This is a genomic window from Stenotrophomonas indicatrix (assembly GCA_041545745.1).
Classification (GTDB): Bacteria; Pseudomonadota; Gammaproteobacteria; order Xanthomonadales; family Xanthomonadaceae; genus Stenotrophomonas; species Stenotrophomonas indicatrix_A.
In genome coordinates this window covers 313794-336259 of record CP168152.1, presented here as the reverse complement: position 1 = coordinate 336259, position 22466 = coordinate 313794, and the positions used below count along the sequence as shown (strand labels likewise).

The 22466-nt window shown below is 66.8% G+C and carries 26 protein-coding genes; 15 read left to right on the top strand and 11 right to left on the bottom strand.

The genetic code is table 11. From position 1 onward, the window contains the following. Positions 1–59 precede the first annotated feature (59 nt). Positions 60–812, bottom strand: a complete 753-nt coding sequence (locus ACEF39_RS01505; RefSeq protein ID WP_089241353.1) for an SDR family NAD(P)-dependent oxidoreductase — start codon at positions 810–812, stop codon at positions 60–62. Positions 813–900: 88 nt separating this feature from the next. Next, positions 901–1395 carry a hypothetical protein gene (locus ACEF39_RS01500; protein WP_500286712.1) on the bottom strand — a complete coding sequence of 165 codons (495 nt, stop codon included), beginning with the start codon at positions 1393–1395 and terminating at the stop codon, positions 901–903. Between the two features lie 85 nt (positions 1396–1480). On the opposite strand from ACEF39_RS01500, the gene ACEF39_RS01495 reads away from it, so the two are divergent. Further along, a complete protein-coding gene (locus ACEF39_RS01495) occupies positions 1481–1948 on the top strand; it encodes a YehS family protein (protein WP_340571024.1) in 468 nt (155 codons plus the stop codon). Here the strand turns inward: ACEF39_RS01495 and ACEF39_RS01490 are convergent. Further along, positions 1917–2804, bottom strand: coding sequence for a LysR family transcriptional regulator (locus ACEF39_RS01490; protein WP_500286711.1), 888 nt, complete (start codon positions 2802–2804; stop codon positions 1917–1919). The genes ACEF39_RS01495 and ACEF39_RS01490 overlap by 32 nt on opposite strands. Before the next feature lie 145 nt (positions 2805–2949). Here ACEF39_RS01490 and ACEF39_RS01485 point away from each other — a divergent pair, with 145 nt between their 5' ends. Continuing rightward, the gene (locus ACEF39_RS01485; protein WP_500287950.1) at positions 2950–4098 is read left to right on the top strand and encodes an MFS transporter; all 1149 of its coding nucleotides are present in this window, start codon (positions 2950–2952) and stop codon (positions 4096–4098) included. On the opposite strand, the gene ACEF39_RS01480 is transcribed toward ACEF39_RS01485, so the two are convergent. Next, positions 4095–4793, bottom strand: a complete 699-nt coding sequence (locus tag ACEF39_RS01480) for a TorF family putative porin (RefSeq protein WP_500286710.1) — start codon at positions 4791–4793, stop codon at positions 4095–4097. The two genes, ACEF39_RS01485 and ACEF39_RS01480, sit on opposite strands and share 4 nt — an antisense overlap. Positions 4794–4957: 164 nt before the next feature. Between ACEF39_RS01480 and ACEF39_RS01475 the strand changes: the two genes are divergently transcribed. After that, positions 4958–5347 carry a DUF6165 family protein gene (locus ACEF39_RS01475; protein ID WP_025878366.1) on the top strand — a complete coding sequence of 130 codons (390 nt, stop codon included), beginning with the start codon at positions 4958–4960 and terminating at the stop codon, positions 5345–5347. Between the two features lie 9 nt (positions 5348–5356). Here the strand turns inward: ACEF39_RS01475 and ACEF39_RS01470 are convergent, their stop codons facing one another. Both ACEF39_RS01470 and ACEF39_RS01465 read right to left on the bottom strand, forming a co-directional pair. Beyond that, entirely contained in the window at positions 5357–6034 is a 678-nt protein-coding gene (locus ACEF39_RS01470; RefSeq protein ID WP_500286709.1) for a response regulator, read from the bottom strand. A 191-nt stretch (positions 6035–6225) separates the two neighbouring features. Beyond that, positions 6226–6798 (bottom strand): OmpO family porin, encoded by a 573-nt coding sequence (locus ACEF39_RS01465; RefSeq protein WP_025878364.1) that lies wholly within the window; start codon positions 6796–6798, stop codon positions 6226–6228. A 278-nt stretch (positions 6799–7076) separates the two neighbouring features. Between ACEF39_RS01465 and ACEF39_RS01460 the strand changes: the two genes are divergently transcribed. Further along, the gene (locus tag ACEF39_RS01460) at positions 7077–7436 is read left to right on the top strand and encodes a DUF1428 domain-containing protein (protein WP_165376044.1); all 360 of its coding nucleotides are present in this window, start codon (positions 7077–7079) and stop codon (positions 7434–7436) included. A gap of 15 nt (positions 7437–7451) precedes the next feature. On the opposite strand, the gene ACEF39_RS01455 is transcribed toward ACEF39_RS01460, so the two are convergent. After that, complete coding sequence (locus tag ACEF39_RS01455; protein ID WP_500286708.1) at positions 7452–8141, bottom strand: hypothetical protein; 690 nt, start codon at positions 8139–8141, stop codon at positions 7452–7454. 137 nt (positions 8142–8278) lie between these two features. Next, entirely contained in the window at positions 8279–9208 is a 930-nt protein-coding gene (locus ACEF39_RS01450; protein WP_500286707.1) for a histone, read from the bottom strand. Positions 9209–9697: 489 nt separating this feature from the next. Between ACEF39_RS01450 and ACEF39_RS01445 the strand changes: the two genes are divergently transcribed. The 10 genes from ACEF39_RS01445 to ACEF39_RS01400 all read left to right on the top strand — a co-directional run bounded on the left by ACEF39_RS01445 (position 9698) and on the right by ACEF39_RS01400 (position 18263). Further along, a complete protein-coding gene (locus ACEF39_RS01445) occupies positions 9698–11131 on the top strand; it encodes a Do family serine endopeptidase (RefSeq protein ID WP_500286706.1) in 1434 nt (477 codons plus the stop codon). Positions 11132–11233: 102 nt separating this feature from the next. Beyond that, on the top strand, positions 11234–11596 hold the full coding sequence (locus ACEF39_RS01440) for a hypothetical protein (protein WP_025878359.1): 363 nt from the start codon (positions 11234–11236) through the stop codon (positions 11594–11596). 8 nt (positions 11597–11604) lie between these two features. After that, the gene (locus tag ACEF39_RS01435) at positions 11605–12075 is read left to right on the top strand and encodes a phage holin family protein (RefSeq protein WP_089241379.1); all 471 of its coding nucleotides are present in this window, start codon (positions 11605–11607) and stop codon (positions 12073–12075) included. Then, the gene (locus ACEF39_RS01430; RefSeq protein ID WP_500286705.1) at positions 12072–12521 is read left to right on the top strand and encodes a protein sip-5; all 450 of its coding nucleotides are present in this window, start codon (positions 12072–12074) and stop codon (positions 12519–12521) included. Before ACEF39_RS01435 ends, ACEF39_RS01430 begins: the two co-directional genes overlap by 4 nt. 67 nt (positions 12522–12588) lie before the next feature. Then, positions 12589–13695, top strand: a complete 1107-nt coding sequence (locus ACEF39_RS01425) for an AI-2E family transporter (protein ID WP_447933869.1) — start codon at positions 12589–12591, stop codon at positions 13693–13695. A gap of 93 nt (positions 13696–13788) precedes the next feature. Continuing rightward, positions 13789–14265 carry a hypothetical protein gene (locus ACEF39_RS01420; RefSeq protein ID WP_500286704.1) on the top strand — a complete coding sequence of 159 codons (477 nt, stop codon included), beginning with the start codon at positions 13789–13791 and terminating at the stop codon, positions 14263–14265. Between the two features lie 65 nt (positions 14266–14330). After that, positions 14331–15059, top strand: a complete 729-nt coding sequence (locus ACEF39_RS01415; RefSeq protein ID WP_089241387.1) for an HAD family hydrolase — start codon at positions 14331–14333, stop codon at positions 15057–15059. Positions 15060–15062: 3 nt separating this feature from the next. Further along, positions 15063–16430, top strand: coding sequence for a leucyl aminopeptidase family protein (locus ACEF39_RS01410; RefSeq protein ID WP_500286703.1), 1368 nt, complete (start codon positions 15063–15065; stop codon positions 16428–16430). Positions 16431–16623: 193 nt separating this feature from the next. After that, complete coding sequence (locus tag ACEF39_RS01405) at positions 16624–17730, top strand: catalase family peroxidase (RefSeq protein ID WP_500286702.1); 1107 nt, start codon at positions 16624–16626, stop codon at positions 17728–17730. Further along, positions 17727–18263 (top strand): cytochrome b, encoded by a 537-nt coding sequence (locus ACEF39_RS01400; protein ID WP_500286701.1) that lies wholly within the window; start codon positions 17727–17729, stop codon positions 18261–18263. The genes ACEF39_RS01405 and ACEF39_RS01400 overlap by 4 nt, the downstream gene beginning before the upstream one ends. A 552-nt stretch (positions 18264–18815) precedes the next feature. Here the strand turns inward: ACEF39_RS01400 and ACEF39_RS01395 are convergent. The 3 genes from ACEF39_RS01395 to ACEF39_RS01385 are packed head-to-tail and all read right to left on the bottom strand — an operon-like array spanning position 18816 to position 20971. Further along, on the bottom strand, positions 18816–19418 hold the full coding sequence (locus ACEF39_RS01395; protein WP_025878350.1) for a response regulator transcription factor: 603 nt from the start codon (positions 19416–19418) through the stop codon (positions 18816–18818). Further along, positions 19415–20629, bottom strand: coding sequence for a sensor histidine kinase (locus ACEF39_RS01390; RefSeq protein WP_500286700.1), 1215 nt, complete (start codon positions 20627–20629; stop codon positions 19415–19417). The genes ACEF39_RS01395 and ACEF39_RS01390 overlap by 4 nt, the downstream gene beginning before the upstream one ends. 6 nt (positions 20630–20635) lie before the next feature. Next, complete coding sequence (locus ACEF39_RS01385; RefSeq protein WP_500286699.1) at positions 20636–20971, bottom strand: ATP-binding cassette domain-containing protein; 336 nt, start codon at positions 20969–20971, stop codon at positions 20636–20638. A gap of 202 nt (positions 20972–21173) precedes the next feature. Between ACEF39_RS01385 and ACEF39_RS01380 the strand changes: the two genes are divergently transcribed. Then, positions 21174–22421: an efflux RND transporter periplasmic adaptor subunit gene (locus ACEF39_RS01380; RefSeq protein WP_500286698.1), complete on the top strand. Its 1248-nt coding sequence runs from the start codon at positions 21174–21176 to the stop codon at positions 22419–22421. Positions 22422–22466 lie beyond the last annotated feature (45 nt).

Genomic DNA, 22466 nt, shown 5'->3' with positions numbered 1-22466 from the left:
GGCATTGCCCGGCTTTTTTTTGCCTGCGCAGCGCTGGGCTCGACGCTGCAAAGCGCAGATCAGCCCTCGCGGGCAACCTGGAAGCCGGCGAACGACTGGCTGACCGGCATCAGTTCCAGGCGATTGATGTTCAGGTGCGGCGGCAGGCTCGCCACCCAGAAGATCTGCTCGGCGATGTCCTCGGCGGTCATCGGATTGGCGCCGGTGTACAGCTTGTCCGACGCGACCTGGTCGCCATGGGTGCGGACCACGGTGAACTCGGTTTCGGCCATGCCCGGCTCGATGGTGGTCACACGTACGCCGGTACCGTGCAGGTCCGAACGCAGGCCCAGCGAGAACTGGCTGACGAAGGCCTTGGTGCCGCCATAGGCGTTGCCGCCCGGATACGGATAGACACCGGCCACCGACGAAATGTTGATGATGGCGCCCTTGCGCTCCACCAGCTGCGGCAACAGGCGATGGGTCAGGGTGACCAGCGCGGTGATGTTGGTGTCGATCATCGTCGTCCAGTCCTTCAGGCTGGCGCTCTGCGCCGGCGCGGTGCCCTGGGCGAGACCGGCATTGTTGACCAGCAGGTCGATGTCACCGAAGGCCGGCGGCAGGGCCAGCAGTGCCGCTTCCATCGCAATAGGATCACGCACGTCAAACACGGCCGCGTGCACCACCTCCTTGCCGTAGCGCTCGACCAGCGGCTGCAGGCGTTCGCTGCGACGGCCGGTGGCGATCACTTTCCAGCCCGCCTGGGCGAAGCGGTGTACGGCAGCGGCGCCGAAGCCGGAAGTGGCGCCGGTAATCAGGACGGTTCGGGTCATCAGACAACTCCGTGGGAAACCAGACCGCCATTCTGGCACCGTCGGTCCACGGCTGCGTTGCCTGATCGGCCCGCTGTGGCGCGCGCGGTCAGCGCAGGCGGAACACGCGAGCCTTCGGCAGATCTTCGTCTACCTGCAGGAACCAGCGCCCGGCGATACCCGGAATCACCTCGATCTGCGGTGCCTGCAGGGTCTTGCGCAGCTTCATCTGGCCCTTCATCACCTGCCACTGCTGGCCGTTGTCGAGGCTGAACACCGTGCCCGGTTCCCAGCCCGCAACGTCGCCGACCACGCGGGCGCTGACCGGCCCCTCTTCCAGGCCCAGGTGCATCGCCGCCGGGGCGGGAACGTTGGCTGGCAACGGTGCGCCGGTGCTGGCGGCAACCGGTGCCCGGGTGGAGGCAGGCGTCGATGCTTCGGCCTCGCGCAGCACGCGGTTCAGGGCCTGCAGCTGGGTCGCGTCCAGGCCCACTTCGGCCAGCTGGGCCGCGCTGAGACGCTGCTCCACGGGTACGTAGCGGTCCTGGGCGGTGGCGGCGAAGCTGCTGGCGACCAGCAGAATGGAGAGGAGGTACCGGCGCATCGAAGGGAATCCCTGCAGAACAGCGCTCACGATGCTGCAATCCGGTGACAGTCCGGTTACAGCCGCCGGGCCGCTACAATGGGCCATGATCAATAATGATGTACTGCGCAGCGTGCGCTATTCCCTGGACCTCGGCGACCACCACGTGGTGACCCTGTGCCAGATGGCCGATCCGGCATTCGACGTGGATGTCGAGCAGGCCAAGGCCTGGCTGCTGCGTGAAGACGAGCCGGGTTTCCAGCCGATGAGCGACAGTGCGCTGGCGCACTTCCTCGATGGCCTGATCCTGCACCTGCGCGGTCAGGATGAGGGTCAGGCGCCGCGCCCGGTGGAAACCCGCATCGACAACAACCTGGTGCTGAAGAAGCTGCGCGTGGCCTTCCAGCTGCGCGACGTCGACATGATGGAGATCTTCACCAGCATCGGCTTCAATGTTTCCAAATCCGAACTCGGCGCGCTGTTCCGCCAGCCCGGCCACAAGAACTATCGGCGCTGTCTGGACCAGATGCTGCGCAACTTCCTCAAGGGCCTGAGCCTGCGCCTGCGCGGCTGAGCACGGCATCGACGAAGGCGCGTGCGGCCGGGGTCGGCAGGCGCTGCCAGACCAGATGCACGCGCCGGGTCGGGGTCGGTTGCAGAGGCATCTGCACCACCCCTTCGAAACCGTCGGCGATCTGCACCGGCACGATGCCCACCGCCAAGCCGTGGCGGACGAAGCGCTCGACCAGTTCCATCAGGTTGACCTCGAAACGCACCTGATGCGGCAGGCCCGCTACGGCGAACGCATCATCGGTCTGCCGGCGCGCGCCGGTACCCCGCGGGAAATCGACCAGGGCCTCCTCCTGCAGCGCCGCCAACGGCAACCGACGGCGCCTGGCCAGCCGATGCTGCGGTGACAGCACGGCCACCAGATCCTCTTCCTGCAGCATCTGGTGACAGACGCCTTCAAGATCGGCCGACGGTACCAGCCCCACCAGCGCCACGTCCAATGCACGTGACTGCACCTGCTCCAGCAGGGTCTCGCTCTTGTCCACCCGCAGCTGGAATTCGACCTGCGGGTGCTGCTGCTGGAAGGCCGCCAGCAACGCCACCACGTCGATGCCGGTCAGCGACGATATCTGCCCGATCGCCAGCAGCCCGCGCACCTCACCACTGACGGCAGCGACGTCTGCACGCAGGTGGCGCAGGCTGGCCAGTACCTGTCGCGCGTGCACCAGCAACGCTTCGCCCGCGGCCGTAGCGCGCACCTGGCGCGGCAGCCGCTCGAACAAAACCGTACCCAGCTCCTGCTCCAGATGGGCGATCTGGTGGCTCAAGGCGGACTGCACCACGTGGCAGCGCGCGGCGGCACGGGTGAAGTTGCCCTCTTCCGCCAGGGCCACGGCGAACTCGAGCTGCTTGAGGTTCACACAGGTATCTCAATTCCAGATGACAGGGATGATGATGATTCATTTCCATCATGCCCGCAGCAGGCGGACACTGTGCTGCCCTGCTTCAACGGAACATCGCGTGTCCCCTTCCCTTCCTCCCCTGCAGCGCTGGCAGATCCTGCTGATGGCGGTCGCCACCGGCGTCGCGGTAGCCAGCAACTACTACGCGCAGCCATTGCTGCATACCATCGCCGATGCCTTCGGCGTGCCGTTCGGCCAGGTCGGCATGGTGGTCACCGCTGCCCAGTTGAGCTACGCGGCCGGCCTGATCCTGCTGGTGCCGTTGGGTGATCTGTTCGAGCGCCGCCGGCTGATCGTGGTGATGACGTTGTTGTCGGCCAGCGGACTGGTGATCAGCGCGTGCGCGCCGTCGTTGCCGTGGCTGCTGGCCGGGACCGCGATCACCGGCTTGTTCTCGGTGGTGGCGCAGGTACTGGTGCCGTTCGCCGCCACCCTGGCCGCACCGGAGCATCGCGGCCGCGTGGTCGGCACCCTGATGAGCGGACTGCTGCTGGGCATCCTGCTGGCACGCACCGTGGCCGGGCTGCTGTCGAGCCTGGGCGACTGGCGACTGGTCTATGCGATCGCCGCAGGTACGCTGGTGCTGACCGCACTGGCGCTGCAGCGCGGCCTGCCGCGTTTCCACCACACCGCCGGGCTCGGCTACTTCGCGTTGCTGCGCTCGATCGGCACGCTGTTCGTACAGGAACCGGTGCTGCGCCAGCGCACACTGCTCGGCGCGTGCAGCTTTGCGATGTTCGCGATCTTCTGGACGCCACTGGCCTTCCTGCTGGCGCAGCCGCCGTATGCCTACAGCGACGCCACCATCGGCCTGTTCGGGCTGGTCGGTGCCGCCGGTACGCTGGCCGCCGGCCTGGCCGGGCGCATGTCCGACCGTGGCCAGAGCGGCCGGGCCACGGCCATTGCACTGGTGCTGTTGCTGCTGTCCTGGCTGCCGCTGGGGCTGTCGGCGCACTCGCTGCTGGCGCTGCTGGTCGGCGTGGTGGTACTGGACCTGGCCGCGCAACTGCTGCATGTCAGCAACCAGAACCTGATCTACGCACTACAGCCCGAAGCACGCAACCGCCTCAATGCCGGTTACATGACCGGCTATTTCATCGGGGGCTCGCTGGGCTCGCTGCTGTCGGCCCAGGTCTACCAGCGCTTCGGCTGGACCGGCGTGTGCGTGGCCGGTACCGCGGTGGCGGTACTGGCCCTGCTTGTGTGGCTGCCCAGTGCCTGGCGTACCCACCAGGCAGCATCGGCCGACTAGAAGCTGCCCTGCAGCGCCAGTTCCCAGCGTCCACCGGCATTGCCCGGGAACAGCCGCTTGGCGGCGCTGTCGGTGTCATGCACGGTGGCGCGCAGTTCCCAGGCCGGCGTCAACGTGGCGATGGCACTGAGCTGGCCATGCAGGTAGTCCGGCCCCTGCGCGGTGGCCAGCCAGTACTGCCCCACCGCCGCTTCCAACCGCACGCGCTCGTTCAACGGCACCCGCACGCCCAGCTGTGCGTAGGTGCCGCGACGGCCGCCGGCCAGGGCATCGTTGGAGTGGGCGACCTGCAGCCAGGCGCGTTGCTTCCAGGTGGTGGTGACATTGAGTTCGGTCCAGTCCAGCGCGCGGCCAGTGCCCGGATAGACATACCGGGTTAGGTTGGCATCCAGGCTCCAGTCCGGCGACAGCGCGCCCGACCAGCCGGCGACGAGATCGAACTCGCTGCGTGCCCCGCTGTCCGGCGTGAACGAGACATTCGAGCCCCATGCGCTGGCATACCAGCCCGCACCCACCGTCACCTTTGCCCCCACTTGCGCGGCCGGATCGCCGCCGCTCTGCGAGCTGCCGCGCCACACATAGTCGCTGGTCAATGCCGCCGTGCCACTCACCTGCACCTGCGCCTGCACGCTGCCGGCGCACAGCAGCCCCGCCAGTGCTGCCGCGCTGGCCACGATCATCCCCTTGCTCTTCACTGCACTCACTTCTCGTCGAAGGCGGTCTTTCCGCCGGGACGGCAGTGTCGATGGCATGGCCGTAACGGTTCGATGGCGATGTCACCGTGCCAGCGCAAATTCAGCGTAAATCCGCGCCGCAACGAGCGCGGTATCATGCAGGCCTATTTCCAGGAACCAACCACGTGGACGCCATCCTGACCCCGGTATCGATCGGCGAGCTGATCGACAAGATCACCATTCTCGAGATCAAGGCCGAGCGCATCGACGATGCGACCAAGCTGGCCAACGTGCGCACCGAGCTTGACGGCCTGCTGCCGCTGCTGCAGCAGCAGCTTGACGCGCAGCCGGCACTGGCCGCGCTGAAGACGCAGCTGAAGGCCATCAACGAGCGCATGTGGGAGATCCAGGACCAGCTGCGCGACAAGGAAGCGGCGCAGGTATTCGACGAGGCGTTCATCCAGCTGGCGCGCGGCGTGTACGGCACTAATGGCGAACGCGTGCAGGTGAAGAACGAGATCAACCGTGTCGCCGGTTCGGCGCTGGTCGAGGAAAAGCAGTACCAGGGCGAGTAAGCGCGCTCGTCAGCCACACTCCAGCAGGTGGCGGATGCGGAACAGTTCGACATCGCTGCGGATGCCAAGCTTCTGGTAGGCCGCTTTCTTCTGCGTGCTGATGGTGCTGGCCGAGCGCTGGAAGCGCCGGGCGACTTCGCCGGTGCTGCAGCCTTGCAGCACCAGCCGCAGCACTTCGCTTTCACGCCGGCTCAATGGCGCCAGGGTGGGCGCCAACATGCGCCGCGAGCGTGATCGATTCAGCTGCGTGCGCAGATCCGGGGGCACGAAACGCCCACCGCGGGCGACCACGTCCACCGCGCGCAGCAGCATTTCCGGCGTGGTCGCCTTGGACAGGAAGCCGCGTGCACCGGCCTGCATCGTCGTGGCCACGGTGCTGGCATTGCAGTGCGCGGACAGCACCAGTATCGGCACGCTGGGCCAGCGCCAGGACAACCCGCGCAGCAGCTGCAGGCCATCGCCAAGATCGCCCAGCGGCAGTGCGTCGATCACCAGCAGGTCAACGCAGCCCGGTTCGCTTTCCAGCAGTTGCAACAGGTCACGTTCGTTGGCGTAGCTGCCCCGCACGTGCACGCCGCTGTGTTGGCGCAGCAATACTTCCACCCCCAGCCGCAGCACCGGATGCGGATCCAGCAGTGCCAGCCGGCGCGGCCGATCGGGGAGCAGCGGTGGGAGTACGGGCGGCATCGCGGTGTATCCGGCAGCACGGGATATCCACCGTAGGCGGCCACCGGCGGTGGCGGAATCCAATTCATTGCAATGCAACATGACGCCACGCATCGCAGTCAGGCTCTGTTTTGATTCCCCACAACGCAACAGGCCCGGCAATGCCGGGCCTGTTGCAGCATGAACAGCGCGCGGGCGCGCCGTGGATGCAATTACCAGCTGAAACGCGGGCCGACGGTGTATTCCTTGTCGCCGTGGCGGTTCATCTTCAGCTCGCCGTTCAGGCCCCAGTTCTGGTTCAGCTTGACCTGACCACCCAGACGGCCGTACCACTGGCTGTCGATGTCGACGCCGTGCTTCTTCGAATAGTCTTCGTAACCGACCAGGCCGTAGACCTCAGCGTGGGCACCGAACGCGGTACGGATACCGGCTTCAGCGCTGTAGCCGTTGAAATCCAGGCCGTGCTTCTGGTCGAACTTCTGGTAGGCAACGCGGGCAACGAAGTCGGTCGACGGAGCGATTTCGACGTTGTAGCCGGCACCGACCTTCCACTGGTCAACCTTGATGTTGGTGTGGTCGACTTCCTGACGGCTGTATTCGCCGAACGCGTGGAAGTTCGGCAGGAAGCCGTAGGAACCCTTCACGCCCCAGCCATCAGCCTTGATGCCGTCAACGTCGGTCTTGGCGTAATCAGCCTCGGCGTAGTTGTAGGACAGGTTCTCGGCGGCCGAAGCGGTGAACGGCAGGGCAGCGGCCAGAGCCAGAGCAATCAGCGAATTCTTCATGGGGGTACACCTTTACTTTCTTATGGTGTGCAGCAGCGCCAGGGCGCCATCGCATCGGGAATGTAAATTCTCCGTTATTCGCCACAACGCTCCCTGAAAACAGCGGTCTTCGCATTGCTGAATTTTTTGCATTGATTCAGCAAGGCTCAGGCATACGCGCGCGGTACGCGCACGCGCTTCGATTCAACGGTGCGGCAATCGATGTCGATTTCCCGCGCCCTGAAGCGTCGACTCAATGAAGGCCGTGCACCTGGCATGGTCCATTCCGGAGGCAAGCGATGAGTTACATCGATGGTTTCGTACTGGCGGTGCCTACCGCCAACAAGGAGAAATTCCTCGCCCACGCCCGCAGCGCCGATGTGGTGTTCCTGGAATACGGGGCGCTGCGGGTGGTCGAAGGCTGGGGCGATGACGTGCCGCATGGCAAGACCACCGACTTCTTCGGCGCGGTGAAAGCCACGGCGGAGGAAACGGTGGTGTTTTCCTGGATCGAGTGGCCGGACAAGGCCACCCGCGATGCAGGCATGCAGAAAATGATGGAAGACCCACGGTTGGACCCGACGAAGAATCCCATGCCGTTCGACGGTGCGCGGATGATCTACGGCGGATTCGAGCCGATCTTCGAACTCAAGCGCTGACCCGGGCGGGCGTCCTCAGCGGGCGCCCGCTTCATCCTCGCCGGCCGCATGGCCGGCACCCAACGCAGCACCCGCGCCAACACCCAGCCCGCCCATTCCGGCGCCCATGCCACCGCCACCACCACCGGCGCGACCGCCCTTGCCTTCGCCCTCGTTGCGGCCCTTGCCACTTCCGCCACCGCTGCCTGCGGGGCGGGTAGGTCCCTGACGCGGGATCTCCAGGTCGGCCGGCACCGGCGCAAGATCCAGCGCCTCGCGGACGAAGTCGCGCAGCGAGATCACCAGTTCGTGTGTGTGCACCGGACGGCCCTGCGCCAGTTCACTGGCAGCGCGCGCAGCCAGTCGTACCTGCTCGTCGGTCCCCAGCAGCAGAATGTCCGACAGGGCCGCTTCGACCGCATCGCGGATGCGCCTGGCCCGATCCGAGCCCGGCTCGGCGATGCCTTCTTCGTGCGCGCGCTGGCGCAGGTCGCGCAGATGGGCCGGATCGACCCCCAGCTCACCGGTGAAGGAACCACCCAGCGTCTTGTAGGCCGCCATCAAGGTACGCAGCCGCTCGTTGATCTGGCGGTTCTCGCGTTCGCGGCGCTGCTGCAGGGTCTGCATCACCAGCAGGCGGATACCCACGCCCAGCAGGGTGATCAGGACCAACCCGGCCAAGGTGGACAGCACGCCCTGCCAGGAACTGAAATCGATGCCGCGCATGGTCACAGCTCCTGCGGAAGACCTTCATCTTGCCCCAGCCTGCGGCCGCAGATCCACGTCAGGCGCGGATGAGCGCCCCCGAAAACGCAGAAGGCCCTCCCGCCCGATGAGCGGAAGGGCCTTCGAACCACGCGCGATTACTTGCGCTTGGCAGCCTTGCGCACGGCCTTCTTGGCCGGAGCCTTCTTGGCCACGGCCTTCTTCAGCGGTGCAGCCTTCTTGGCCACGGTCTTGCGGGTAGCGGCGACCTTCTTGCCGACAACCTTCTTGGCGACGGCGGTCTTCTTGCCGACGACCTTCTTGGCAGCGGCAGTCTTCTTGCCGACGACCTTCTTGGCAGCGGCGGTCTTCTTGCCGACAACCTTCTTCGCAGCGACGGTCTTCTTGCCGACAACCTTCTTGGCGGCGACGGTCTTCTTGCCGACGACCTTCTTGGCAGCGACGGTCTTCTTGCCGGCGACCTTCTTGGCAGCAACAGTCTTCTTGGCCACAGCCTTCTTGCCGACAACCTTCTTGGCGGCCACAGTCTTCTTGGCTACAGCCTTCTTGGCGGTCGCAACCTTCTTGCCGACAACCTTCTTGGCAGCAGCGGTCTTCTTGGCCACAGCCTTCTTGGCGGTCGCAACCTTCTTGGTGGCGGCCTTCTTCACGGTGGCGACCTTCTTACCGGCAGCCTTGGTGGTCTTCTTGGCAGCAGCAGCCTTCTTGGTCACGGTCTTGCCGGCAGCCGCCTTCTTCTTGGCCACTTCCTTCTTCAGGGCAGCAGCTTCGGCCTTGGCGTTCTTCTTGGCCGTTTCCAGCTTTTTCTTGGCGTTGGCAACGGTCTTGCCGACCGACTTGGCGGCCTTCTCGGCCTTCTTGGCAACGGTCTTCTCGACCTTGGCCACGACCTTCTTGGCCTTGGCGACGCGGGTGGTGGCAGCCTTGCGGGCGCGCTTGACGGTCTTCTTGACCGACTTCACTGCGTCTTCGGCGGCGTGGGCGATGGTCTCGCCGACGTTGGTGGCGGTTTCTTTCACGTTCTCGACGGCGTCGGTCACGACCGACACACCATTACCGTTGCTCATGTTGCCCTCCTAGGGGCCTGGATTGTCAAAACGGGGCGATGCTATACCGACAATGGCTATCGTGGAACGGGCACGGCCGGTCAATCGCATCTGCTGCGACGCAACTGATGTAAGCGATGGCGGCGACTGACGCGCCCCGCAGTCAGGAAATCCCTTTTTTTAAGCAGTGTGCTGCGCAGCCCGCCTGCTGCCGGCCTGCCGGTGCAGGCACTGGCAGCAGCAACGCATCCGCGCAGCAATGAACGTCATCGCAAGGTCAGGATGCGCGGAACTGCGCAAGTGTCCTGGTGTATCCCGGCGCTGTCGGCCTGCCTTGCGGCGCTCGCGCGCGGCTGTCGCGAACAGCGGCACGACGCGCGCGCCACCTTTCCGGCGCCCTCGGCACGGGTCGGATTTTCATGGGGCATTTATCCAGATCGCGACACACTCATTCAGCTTGTTCTACCGTATACGTCAACGGCCCCCATCCCAGCCTGCGAACCGACTCCCATGCGACCGCTTCCCACCCTGCTTACGCTCGCAATCGCTGCTGCCTTCGGCGGCTTCGTTGCCACTGGCCTCAACGCGCATCTGGACAACCGAGCCGACGCCGCTCCACTGCCGGCGGTGTTGCCCACCAGCGCAGCACTGCCGGCATCGGTTGCCGGGCAGGCAGTGCCATCGCTTGCACCGATGCTGGAAAAGGCGATGCCTGCGGTGGTCAGCGTCAACACCAAGCAGGTGGTGCGGGTGCGCAACCCGTTCTTCAACGACCCGTTCTTCCGCCGCCTGTTCCCGGACATTCCTCAGGAGCGGATCAACGAGTCACTCGGTTCGGGTGTCATCATCGATGCAACCGAAGGCCTGGTGCTGACCAACCACCACGTCATCGACAACGCCGATGACGTGCAGGTGACACTGGCCGATGGGCGCACGGTCAAAGCCGAATTCCTCGGCTCGGACCGCGACACCGACATCGCGCTGATCCGCATTCCGGCGCAGAACCTGACCGACATCAAGTTGGGCAACAGTGACCAGCTGCGGGTGGGCGACTTCGTGGTCGCCATCGGCAATCCGTTCGGTTTCAGCCAGACGGTCACCTCGGGCATCGTCTCGGCGGTGGGCCGCAGTGGCATCCGCGGGCTGGGCTACCAGAACTTCATCCAGACCGATGCATCGATCAATCCCGGCAATTCCGGTGGCGCGCTGGTCAACCTGCAGGGGCAACTGGTGGGCATCAATACCGCCAGCTTCAACCCGCAGGGCAGCATGGCCGGCAACATCGGCCTGGGCTTGGCGATTCCATCGAACCTGGCCCGCAGCGTGGTCGACCAGCTGGTCAAGCATGGCGTGGTGGTGCGTGGCACGCTGGGCATCGAAAGCCAGAACCTGAGCGCGCAGATCGCACAGGGCCTGGGCCTGGGCGAAACCCGTGGCGCATTGGTGACCCGCGTGCTGGCCGGCTCGGCCGGTGCCGCCGCAGGGCTGAAACCGGGCGACGTGGTGGTCTCGGCCAACGGCCAGCGTGTGGACAGTGCCGAAGCACTGCACAACGTGGAAGGCCTGGCGGCGGTGGGCAGCGTGCTGACCCTGGACGTCCGCCGCGAAGGCAAGCCGCTGCAGATCAAGGCAACGCTGAAGGAACAGGCGCGCGTGGTCAGCGGCGAGAGCCTGGACCCGCGCCTGACTGGTGCCAGCTTCGTCGACCTGCCCGAATCGCTGCGTCAGTCCGGCGTGGGCGGCGTGCTGGTCAGCGAGGTCAAGCGCGGCAGCCGCGCAGCCGACAATGGCCTGCAGCAGGGTGACATCATCACCGATGCCACGGTGGGCGAGTTCGCCGACCTGGCCAGCTGGCGCGCCAATTTCCAGCAGCGCCCGCCGACCCTGGTGCTGCGCGTCCTGCGCAACAATGGCCAGCAGCAGGGCCAGTTGGTGATGCGGTGATCGCCTGGCCGTAACGCCCCCTATACCCGCGTGATGCTATCTCTGTATGTCCAGGTCGGCTGAGCCGATCGCCCGTTTCCCCATCGCAACAGGAGTGATTCGATGAGCCCCACCAATACCGAAAACCTGAAGGACCACCTGGGTGAAGCCGGTTCCCACCTGAAGCAGGCCGCCAGCGCTGCCGGCGGTGCGATCAAGGGCGCTACCGGCGCCGCGACGGACGAACTGCGCATCGGCAAGGCCAACGTCAAGGCTGAACTGTCCGACAGCGCGCTGTCGGGCCTGGCGGCTGCCGAGTTCGGTGGTGCCGCCGCCAAGGAACAGGTCGACGCACTGATGGACAAGGGCAAGGACCTGATCGACAGCGCCGCTGAACTGATCCGCGAGCGTCCGCTGGCCTCGTTCGGCGTGGCCTTTGCTACCGGCTGGATCATCGCCAAGCTGGCCCGCGGCAGCGACAAGTAAGCTGCGGCGTGAGCGAAGACACCACGCAACGTCCCGATCCGGCGGCCACGCCGCCGTTGGACGAGAGCATCCGCCAGGTCGGCGCTGCCGGCCGGGCGACCGTCGATTCGGCCAAGCACTCGCTGCGTTCGCTGCGCCGGTTGGCGTCGGCGGACTTCGCGCTTGCACGCAGTGCGTTCGGGCGTGCGTTGGCCTGGGCGGGCGTCGCCATTGTGTTCGGCGCCTCGGCCTGGTTGTTGATGGCCGCCACCCTGATCGCCCTGCTGCAGAGCTTCGGCCTGAGCTGGCTGCAGGCGCTGCTGATCACCTCGTTGCTGAGCCTGGCCGTCACCGGCTATGCAATCTGGCGGGTTTCGTACTTCTTCCACCACACCGGCATGCACGCCACCCGGCGCCAGTTGTCCCGGTTGGGCCTGTTCGATGAGCCCACCGATGATGATCCCGATGCCGGCGTGCAGATTCCGGAGGGCAAGCCATGAAGTTCGGTGCACTGCAGCGGCGGGTGAAGCGCTGCGAACAGGTGATGGCCGTGCGCATCGGCGAAACCCAGGGCAACTGGGGCGTGCTCAGCCAAGTCTGGCGACAGGGCTGGTCGCCACTGCGCATCGTGGTGGTCGGCCTGGCCGGCGGTTTCATCGCTGGCAAACTGGAGGTTCCGGGCAAGGTCAACGGCGCGCGGTGGCTGCAGATGGTGGGTTCGGTGTCCAGCCTGTTCGCCAGCGCGCAGGCCGCGTTTGCCACCGTGGTGGCGGCGCAGGCAGCGGAAACCGCAGACGATGCCGCCGACCAGGCGGATGAGGCCACCGTGCAGCCACCACCCGCAGCTGCACGACCGGCAGCCCAGCCGGCGCCGGCGCCCGAGCCCGACTCGGAGCTGCGTGGGCCGCGTCCGGCCGAAGCGGCCACCGAGATGTCCGAACGTTGACGATCCTTACCCGCCGCGTTGATCGCGGCGGGCCGATAATGGGCTTCTTTTCCCGGTCGGTGCGTCGATGAGCGAGCCCCTGTTGTCCCCGTCGTCGCCTGCGCCGGACGCCCCCGCACCGCTACCTCCCGCACCGCGCCCACGTGGCCCGATGTCGCTGGTGATACTGGCGACCCTGGCCGTGGCGTTCACCCTGTGGGCGGCGCAGGACATCATCCTGCCGGTCCTGCTGGCGATGTTCTTCGCCCTGGTCGGCAACCCGATCCTGCGGCTGCTGCAGAAGCTGTGGATTCCGCGCGCGCTCGGCGCTCTGCTGGTGCTGGGCGCCGGACTGGGCGTGACCGGTGCATTGGCGGTGCAGCTGATCGGCCCGGCGATGGACTGGGCACAGGAAGCACCGCAGCAGCTGCGCAAGGTCGCGCGCCAGGTGCAGGACCTGACCAAGCCGGTGCAGCAGGCCAACCAGGCAGCGGAGAACTTCGCGCGTGTAGCCGGTGGCGACGGCAACCGCAAGGTGCAGGTGATCCGCACCCAGCTGGACGATCCGTACCGCATGCTGACACGCGCGCCGCGGCTGGCCGCCTCGGTGCTGGCCGTGGTGCTGCTGACATTGTTCTTCATGATCTATGGCCAGAGCCTGCAGCGCGCGGCGATCGCCCTGTTCCCGAACCGGCAGCAGCAGCGATTCACCAGCGATATCCTGCGCTCGATCGAACATGAGGTATCGCGCTACGTGTTGACCATCAGCGTGATCAACACCGTGGTCGGCCTGCTGTTGGCCGGCGTGCTGATGCTGCTGGGCATCGGCCTGCAGGAGGCCCTGCTGTGGGGCACCGTGGCGGCGCTGCTGAATTTCGCTCCCTATGTCGGCCCGCTGCTCGGCGTGGCGTTGATGCTGCTGATGGGCTTCGTCGAGTTCCGCGACCCGCTGCAGGCGCTGCTGCCTGCGGCCGCCTATCTGACCCTGCATACCCTGGAAGGGCAGCTGGTGACGCCGATCGTGCTTGGCCGGCAGATGAAACTGTCACCGCTGGTGCTGATCCTGGCGCTGATGGTGTTCGGCTGGGCCTGGGGCATGATCGGCCTGCTGCTGGCGGTGCCACTGCTGGTCTGCATCAAGCTGGTGCTGGCACGACTGGAAGGCATGCAGGGCTGGGCGCGCTTGCTGGAGTGAGCCGGCCAGGACAATGATCGCGCCGATGGCAGGGCCGGAAACAAGGGCAGAACTGGCAGAATGGTCCCCCTTTTTTCGGATGGATCCGTTCGGATGACCTCGTTCGCCACACGTTGCCTCGCCCTCGCCGGCCTCGTCACCCTCTCGGCCCCGGTGCTGGCCGCCCCCCTGCCGAGCGCCGACGCGGCCGGCAGCCAGCTGGTCGAGGCGGTCACCTGCAAGCGCCACCTGACGCCGGCGCAGTTCGCCACCCTGGTGAAGGTGCTCAAGCCCACCGAACTGCAGGCTTACGACCAACTGTCCGATGGCGATTATGCGTTGACCACGCCGCTGGTCGTACTGGGCCAGCCGGTGAACCGCCTGTATCTGCACGACGGCGACAGCGGCGAGGACGGCATCGACAGCTACACCGCGTACTTCAGCACCGCCGGTATCGACCAGATCGCGGCGCTGGCGAAGATCCCGCGCAACGAAGCCGACGACTACACCCTGGAGGTGGGCCGCCATGACCTGAGCGTGCGGCTGGAGGATGGCCAGGCAACCATCAGCTGTTCCTACGACCTGCGCTGAGGGGCGTTAACCCACTTGTCTGCGCGCGCCATGAAAGCGCGCGCGGGCAGGCGTAGAATGGCGGGGTGAAATTCCCTGTCCTTGCCATTACCCTCGACCTCGACGATACGCTGTGGCCGTTCGCTCCGATCGGCGCCCGCATCGACCAGGTCCTGTTCGACTGGATGCGTGAACACAGCCCCGCCACCGCCGCGATGTATCCGGTGGCGGCCATGCGCGAACTGCGCGAGCGCTCGTTCCGCGACAACCCCCACCTGCATTTCGACCTGAGCGCGCTGCGCCGGCTGACGATCCAGGAGGCGCTGGAAAACAGTGGCGCCAGCCTGGACCTTCTGGAACCGGCGTATGAAGTGTTCTATGCCGCGCGCAACCAGGTGGAGTGCTACCCGGATGCGCTCGACGCTCTGGCGCGGATCGCCGCGCGGGTGCCGGTGGCCGCGTTGAGCAACGGCAACGCCGACCTGGAACGGATCGGCCTGGCCCATCACTTCAGCTTCCAGCTGGGCGCGCGCGAGCATGGCGCGGCCAAGCCCGAAGCAAGCATTTTCCACGCGGCCTGCGACCGCCTGGGCGTCGCCCCCGCGCAGGTGCTGCACGTGGGCGACCACGTCGAGATGGACGTGGCCGGCGCGATGGCTGCCGGCCTGCGCGGCTGCTGGATCAACCGCGAAGCGGCCACCTGGAACCATCCGCAGCTGCAGCCTGACCTGCAGTTCGACACCCTCACCGGCCTGGCCGATTGGCTCGATGCCAACCTCGACGCCGCCGACGCTGACGAATCCCGGAGTACCTGACGCATGAGCGAGATCACTGGTTTCACCGCCGACACCACCGCCGCGCTGCCGTTGCACGTGCTGGACCGCAGCCAGTTCGAGGCGTGGAAGAACAGCCAGTCCGCTGCGACCCAGGCGTGGTTGAAGTCGCAGGGCTTCACTGCCGGCGCGCATTCGGTTGCGCTGCTGCCCGGCGCCGATGGCCTGGCGGGCGCGGTGATCGGCGTCGGCGATCGTGCCGATGCCTACAGCTACGCCCATGCACCGCATGCCCTGCCGGAAGGCAGCGTGTGGCAGCTGGCCAGCGAACTGCCGGCCGCCGAACAGGCGCTGCTGCAGCTGGGCTGGGGCCTGGGCAGCTACCGCTTCGACCGCTACCGCAAGCGCAACCGCACGCCGGCCCAGCTGATTGCGGCACCGACCGGCGAGGTGGCCGCCCTGATCGCCGCCAGCCTGCGCGTGCGTGACTGGGTCAACACGCCGACCGAAGACATGGGCCCGCAGCAGCTGGAAGACGCCGCGCGCGCCCTGGCTGAAGCGCATGGTGCGCAGGTTGAAGCCATCACCGGCGACGAACTGCTGGCGCAGAACTTCCCGGCCATCCATGCGGTGGGCCGTGCCTCGCACCGCGCGCCGCGGCTGATCGTGCTGCGCTGGGGCAAGGAGTCCGACCCTGCGCTGGCGCTGGTCGGCAAGGGCGTGTGCTTCGATACCGGCGGCCTGGACATCAAGCCGGCCGATGGCATGCGCAACATGAAGAAGGATATGGGCGGCGCCGCCCACGCGCTGGCACTGGCCGGGCTGGTGATGGCCCAGCAGTTGCCGGTGCGCCTGACCCTGCTGGTTCCGGCGGTGGAAAATGCGATCGGCCCGGATGCCTTCCGTCCGGGCGAAGTGATCGCCACCCGCAAGGGCCTGAGCGTGGAGATCGACAACACCGACGCCGAAGGCCGGGTGATCCTGTGCGACGCGCTGACCTTCGCCGGTGAGCAGAAGCCGGACCTGGTGCTGGACTTCGCCACCCTGACCGGCGCGGCGCGCATCGCACTGGGCCCCGATCTGCCAGCGCTGTTCAGCAACGATGACACGCTCGCCCAGCAGTGGCTGCAGGCTGGCGACGCCACCCGCGATCCGGTGTGGCGCATGCCGCTGTGGCGCCCGTACCTGCGTTATCTGAGCAGCGGCATCGCCGACCTGGCCAACGCCGGTTCGCGCATGGCCGGCTCGGTGACCGCCGCGCTGTACCTGGAACGCTTCCTGGAAGATGGCCAGCGCTGGGCACATCTGGACGTGTATGCCTGGAATGATGGGGAACGCCCGGGCCGCCCGGCCGGTGGCGAAGCCCTCGCCCTGCGTTCGGCCTGGGCAATGCTGAAAGCGCGGTACACCTGATGCAGCCGCCGGGCATGGCCCGGCGCTACCGATGCCGGTGCGGGTACTGATCCGCAATTCCGGTGGGTGCCGACCTTGGTCGGCACTGCATCGCGGGGCAGATTTGACGAAAATTTGAATACCGGGCCTGGAAGGGTTCTGCGAGGATGTGGTGGTCGCCCCCCCACACGTCCGTGAAGGCAGGACTCCGACCATGTCGCTCTTCCGCTACACCCGCGCCGGCCAAGGGCCGCAGTCACCGCGCAAGCATTCACCGCTGCCCTGGATCGCCCTGATCGCACTGATCCTGGGCCTCGTCGCCCTCGCTTTCGCCTGGTTGGCCGGCTGGATCGGCCGCGACCGGCTGACCGCGCAGCGCTTCACCGACACGATCGAGGCCACCGGCCCTGCGCATCCCGGGTTCCGCCGCGCGCACAGCAAGGGCGTGTGCGTCAGCGGTTGGTTCGAACCCAGCGCGCAGGCGCCAACACTCTCCAGTGCACGGGTGTTCTCGCAGTCCAAGGTACCGGTGATGGGCCGGCTGTCGATCGGCGGCGGTGACCCCTACGGCGCCGACAACACCGCACGGGTACGCAGCATCGCGGTGCAGATGGTCAGCGATGACGGCCAGGAATGGCGGATGGCGATGAACAGCTTCCCGTTCTTGGCCGTGCCCACTGCCGAGGCCTTCTACGAGCAGACCCGCGCGCAGATTCCGGACCCGGCCACCGGCAAGCCCGACCCGCAGAAGATGGCCGCCGTGCTGGCGAAATACCCCAGCGCGCAGGCCTTCCAGCAGTGGGCCAAGAGCGCACCGTGGACCAGCAGCTGGGCCAACACCACCTTCAACAGCGTCAACAGCTTCTGGTTCACCAACGCGCAGGGGCAGAAGCGCGCGGTGCGCTGGCGCTGGCAGCCGCATGCACCGGTGGTGGAAATGGATGCAGACGCACGCAAGCAGGCCAACGTCGATTTCCTCAGCCAGGAACTGCAGCAACGCCTGGCCACCGGGCCGGTGCGCTGGAACCTGGTGGTCAGCCTGGCTGCACCCGGCGATGCCATCGATGACCCCTCGGTACCGTGGCCGGAATCGCGCGATCAGGTGGTGGCCGGTGTGCTCAGCCTCGACCGCATGCAGTCGCAGGAAGAGGGTGCCTGCGGCCAGCTCAACTTCGATCCGCTGATCGTGCCCAGCGGCGTGCGTGGCAGTGATGACCCGATCCTGGCCGCGCGCTCGGCGGTGTATTCGCAGTCGTTCAACCGCCGCGAACGCGAACGCGCCAGCGGCAACGTCGAGCAACCGAAGGAGGCTGCGCAATGAACACCGGCAACGGCCACTTCAACCTGCTCGCCCGGGTGCTGCACTGGTCCATGGCGCTGATGATCATCGCCATGCTGTTCGTCGGCGTGACCATGGTCGCCTCGCTGCATCTGCGGCCCCTGCTGATCGACCTGCACCGGCCGCTGGGCATCGCCATCCTGCTGCTGGTGGTGCTGCGCCTGTACAACCGCCTGCGCCACCGTCCACCACCGCTGCCAGCGGATCTTCCCGCGTGGCAGGTGCTGGCGGCGAAGGCTTCGCACTGGATGCTGTACGCGTTGATGCTGGCGATGCCGCTGATCGGCTGGGCGATGCTGTCGGCGGGCGGCTACCCGATCGTGCTGGGCGGTGGCCTGCACCTGCCACCGATCGTGCCGCACACTCCAGCGCTGTACGCCGCGCTGCGCAATGCGCACAGTCTGCTGGCCTACGTTCTGTTCGCCACGGTATTGATGCACGTGGGTGCGGCGCTGTTCCACCTGTGGGTGCGGCGCGATGGCGTATTCCAGGCGATGGCGCGCGGGAAGGATTGATTGGGTTCGCCGGTTGTTCCCGGCGGGTCATTTCCGCGACTGCGCAGGGGTGTCACTTTCTTGCTCGTGCAAGAAAGTAACCAAAGAACACGCCGCCAGGTCGCGAGCCGGTGCTGCGCACCGGTGCCCTGCGCTTCTCGGCGAATCAGGGGACGGCGCCGAACTCGCTGCGCTCAGACATCGGCGCCTCTGCGCCCCTGATTCCCCTGCGATGCTCGGCTCGCTGGAAGGCGGACCCAACGTCAAACGCCACACCTGCACCCAGTAGGTCCACGCCATGCGTGGATGCTTTTGTTGTTGATCTTGACCTTCCAGTCCGCCTTGAACGAGCCGAGCACCGCAGGTCCGGCGAGGGCGAAGAGGCGCGGGTGTCTGAGCGCAGCGAGTTCCCGCGCCGTCCCTCGACGGACCGAGGAGCGCAGGGCACCGGCGTGCGAAGCACGTCGGCTCGCGGCCGGCGGAGCGTTTCTTTGGTTACTTTCTTTGCGCGCAAAGAAAGTGACACCCCCCCGCGGTCGCGGAAATGACATCACCGGGAAAAGCAGGCCGCCGCTACAACCACCCCTTCTGCCGCGCCAGCCGATACGCCTCGATCCTGTTGGCCACGCCCAGCTTGCCGATGCATTCGGACAGGTAATTGCGCACTGTGCCGTGCGACAACCCCAGCTGCTCGGCGATCTCGCTGGCGGTACGGCCTTCGCCCGCCAGGCGCAGCACGCGGCGCTCGCGGTCGGTCAGCGGGTCGGCCTGCGACCAGGCATCCAGGGCCAGTTGCGGGTCGATCGCACGGATGCCCTGCTTCACCTTGCGCAGCGCCTCGGCCAGGTTCTCGGCCGGTGCATCCTTCAACAGATAGCCCAGCACGCCCGCTTCCAGCGCACGGCGCAGGAAACCGGCGCGGGCGAAGGTGGTCACGATCACCACCTTGATCGGCAGTTCATGGCGGGCGATGCGCTGGGCAAGTTCCAGTCCGCTCAGCCCCGGCATTTCAATGTCGGTGACCAGGATGTCCGGCTGCAGCTGCTGCAGCATGCGCCAGGCGGCTTCGCCATCAGCGGCACTGCCAAGTACCTCGATATCCGGCTCCAGACCCAGCAGCGCCGACAATGCGCCACGCACCATCGCCTGATCCTCGGCCAGCAGTATGCGGATCATGCCGCGCCTCCCTGTGCCAGCGATGCCGGCGACAGCGGCGTAGTCGCGGCCGCCAGGGGAACGCGCACGGTCAGCAGCGTGCCTTCCCCGCGCGGCGACTGCAGCGTCAACTGGCCACCCAGCGCCGCTGCCCGCTCACGCATGCCACACAATCCATTGCCCTCGGCCTGCACGCCACCACGGCCGTCGTCGCGTATCTGCATCGCCAACTGTCGGTCCTCAAGCATGAAATCCACCTGCACCCGGGTCGCCTGCGCGTGGCGCACGATGTTGGTCGCCGCCTCGCGCAGCAGCAGTGCCAGCCCACGCTCTACCTCCACCGGCATCGGCGGCGGCGGCATGTACTGCAGGTGTACCTGTTGGCATTCCAGCAGCAGGCGAGCCGAGGCCAATTCGCCGGCCAGGTCACTGGCACGGATGCCGGTGACCGCACTGCGCACCTGCGCCAGCGCCTCGCGGGCAATGTCCTCGGCCTCACCGATTTCCTGCCGGGCACGCGCGTCATCGCGGTCGTACAGCTTGCGCGCCAGTTCCAGCTTCAGCGTGATCAATGACAGCGTATGCCCCAGCAGGTCATGCAGATCACGGCCGATGCGCTCGCGCTCGGCGGTGGTCGCCAGGCGCCGTACCTCATCCTGGGACAGCTGCAGGGCGACGTCGCGCTGCTGGCTCAAGGCCTCCACGTTCACCACCAGCCCGACAATGAACGACACCGCCGGCATCCACACCATAGCCTGCCACGGATAACCGAAGTAGAGCGCGGTGCTGCAGAACAGGAGATTCAGACCAGTGAGCTGCAACAGGTACACCCACCAACCGCCGCGGCTGCTCATGCGGATCATCACGCAGCCGAACACGAAGTAGCTCAGTCCCGACGGATACCACGGCAGCAGTACCAGGGCCATCGCAATCATGCCCAGCGCGTAGCGCCAAGCGTGGTGCCGTGGCGCCAGCATCACCTTGGCATAGAACAGCAGGAACAACGGATAGCTGGCCAGCGTCAGCAACAACCAGCGCAGCGTGAAGCCATTCCCGAGCACCGGGGTGAGGAAGATCCAGACCGACCACAGCAGGTGGATCGCACCACTCCAGGGCGACTTGCCACGCCGCAGCAGTTCGGCCACCGCCGAATCCGGTGCGGGGCGCAGCAGGGACGCAATCCAGCTCGACGACACGGAAGATTCCAGGCGGGGACGATCGCTGCCGATCATGCCAGTTCAGCCGACCCGGCGCAGGCGGCGGCGCGCCTGCGCCACCAGTTCATCCACCTGCAGCATCGGCGGCAGGCTGGTGCTCTGCAGCATCACGCCGAGGCCGAGCCGATGATCGCGTTGCTGCGGATCACCGCCCAGCAGCTCGACCTGGCCGCCGTCGGCGCGACGCAGGCCCAACAGCACGCTGATCGCGGTACTCTTGCCGGCACCGTTGCGGCCCAGCAGGGCCAGTACCTGGCCAGCGCGGACCTGCAGGTCGATGCCGTGCAGGGCGGTATGGTCGCGGTAACGCACCTGCACCTGCTGCAGGCGGGCCAGCGACGGGGCGATCGGATCCATGGGCAGTACCGGTAGCGGGGACGTTGCCATCCTGTGCCGCCGTGGTCACATTTCGCAGTTGCCGCCGTCAATGACATCGGATGACAGCTGTCACTGCCATCGCCGATGCACCTGCCTTCATGCTGTGCCGCACGCTCCACCGCCGGAACCGCCGCTGCTTGCCCTTCCGGTCACACCCGCCCGAACGCCTGTGATGGAACGAATGAACGCTTCTGCCGAGCTGTTGAAGGAACTCCGTATCGACCGCAAGTCGCCGCCGCCTGCCTCCAGTGGTGGCAGTGGTGGCCGCCGCTGGCTGTGGATCGCCGTGGTCGTGATCATCGTGCTGCTGGCCGGCGGTGCGTTCGCACTGTTCGGCCGTGCGCCCACCGTGGAAGTGGACACCGCACCCGCCGTGGCCATCCAGCAGGGCAGCGCCAGCAGTTCGGTGCTCGATGCCAGCGGCTACGTGGTCGCCCGGCGCATGGCCACGGTGTCGGCCAAGATCACCGGCAAGGTGCGCGAGGTGATGATCGAAGAAGGCATGCGGGTGGAACAGGGGCAGATCATGGCCACCCTGGACCCGATCGATGCCGACGCGCAGCGCAGCCTGTATGCCTCGCAACTGCAGGCCGCGCGCAGCCAGGTGGTCGGTCTGGAAGCCCAGCAGAAGCAGGCCGCCGCCGAGGCCAGCCGCCTGCAGGCACTGGTCGGCCAGCAGCTGGTCTCGCGTTCGCAGTACGACCAGGCCGTGGCCCAGCGTGACAGCCTGCGTGCGCAGCTGGAAACCGCACGGCGCAACGTCAAGGTGGCCAACGACCAGCTGTCCATCGCCGATCTCGGCGTGGACAACAACATCGTGCGCGCGCCGTTCTCCGGCGTGGTCACCGCCAAGGCCGCGCAGCCCGGCGAGATCGTCTCGCCGCTGTCGGCCGGCGGTGGCTTCACCCGTACCGGCATCGGCACCATCGTCGACATGGAATCGCTGGAGATCGAAGTCGAGGTCGGCGAAGCCTTCATCGGCCGCGTGCAGCCGAAGATGCCGGTGGAAGCCACGCTCAACGCCTACCCGGACTGGAAGATCCCGGCCGAGGTGATTGCCATCATTCCCACCGCTGACCGCGGCAAGGCCACGGTGAAGGTGCGGGTGGCGCTGAAAGTGAAAGACCCGCGCATCGTGCCGGAGATGGGCGTGCGGGTCAGCTTCCTGGAACAGGCGCAGCCGCAGGCAGCCAGCAAGCCGCAGGGCGTGCGCGTGCCGGGCGGTGCCGTGGTCCAGCGCGAGGGCGTCTCGGTGGCTTTCGTGCTGGGTGACGAGAACCGCGTGCAGCAGCGTACGGTCGAAGCCGGCCAGGCGATGGGCAAGGACCGCCAGATCCTCAAGGGCGTGAGCGCGGGAGAGTCGGTGGTGGTCAACCCGCCGGACACCCTGCGCGATGGCGCCAAGGTGCAACAGAAACAAGCGCAGTAACGGCCTGGCGCCCACGGGCGCCGCCGGCAGCACCGCTCGACGCAC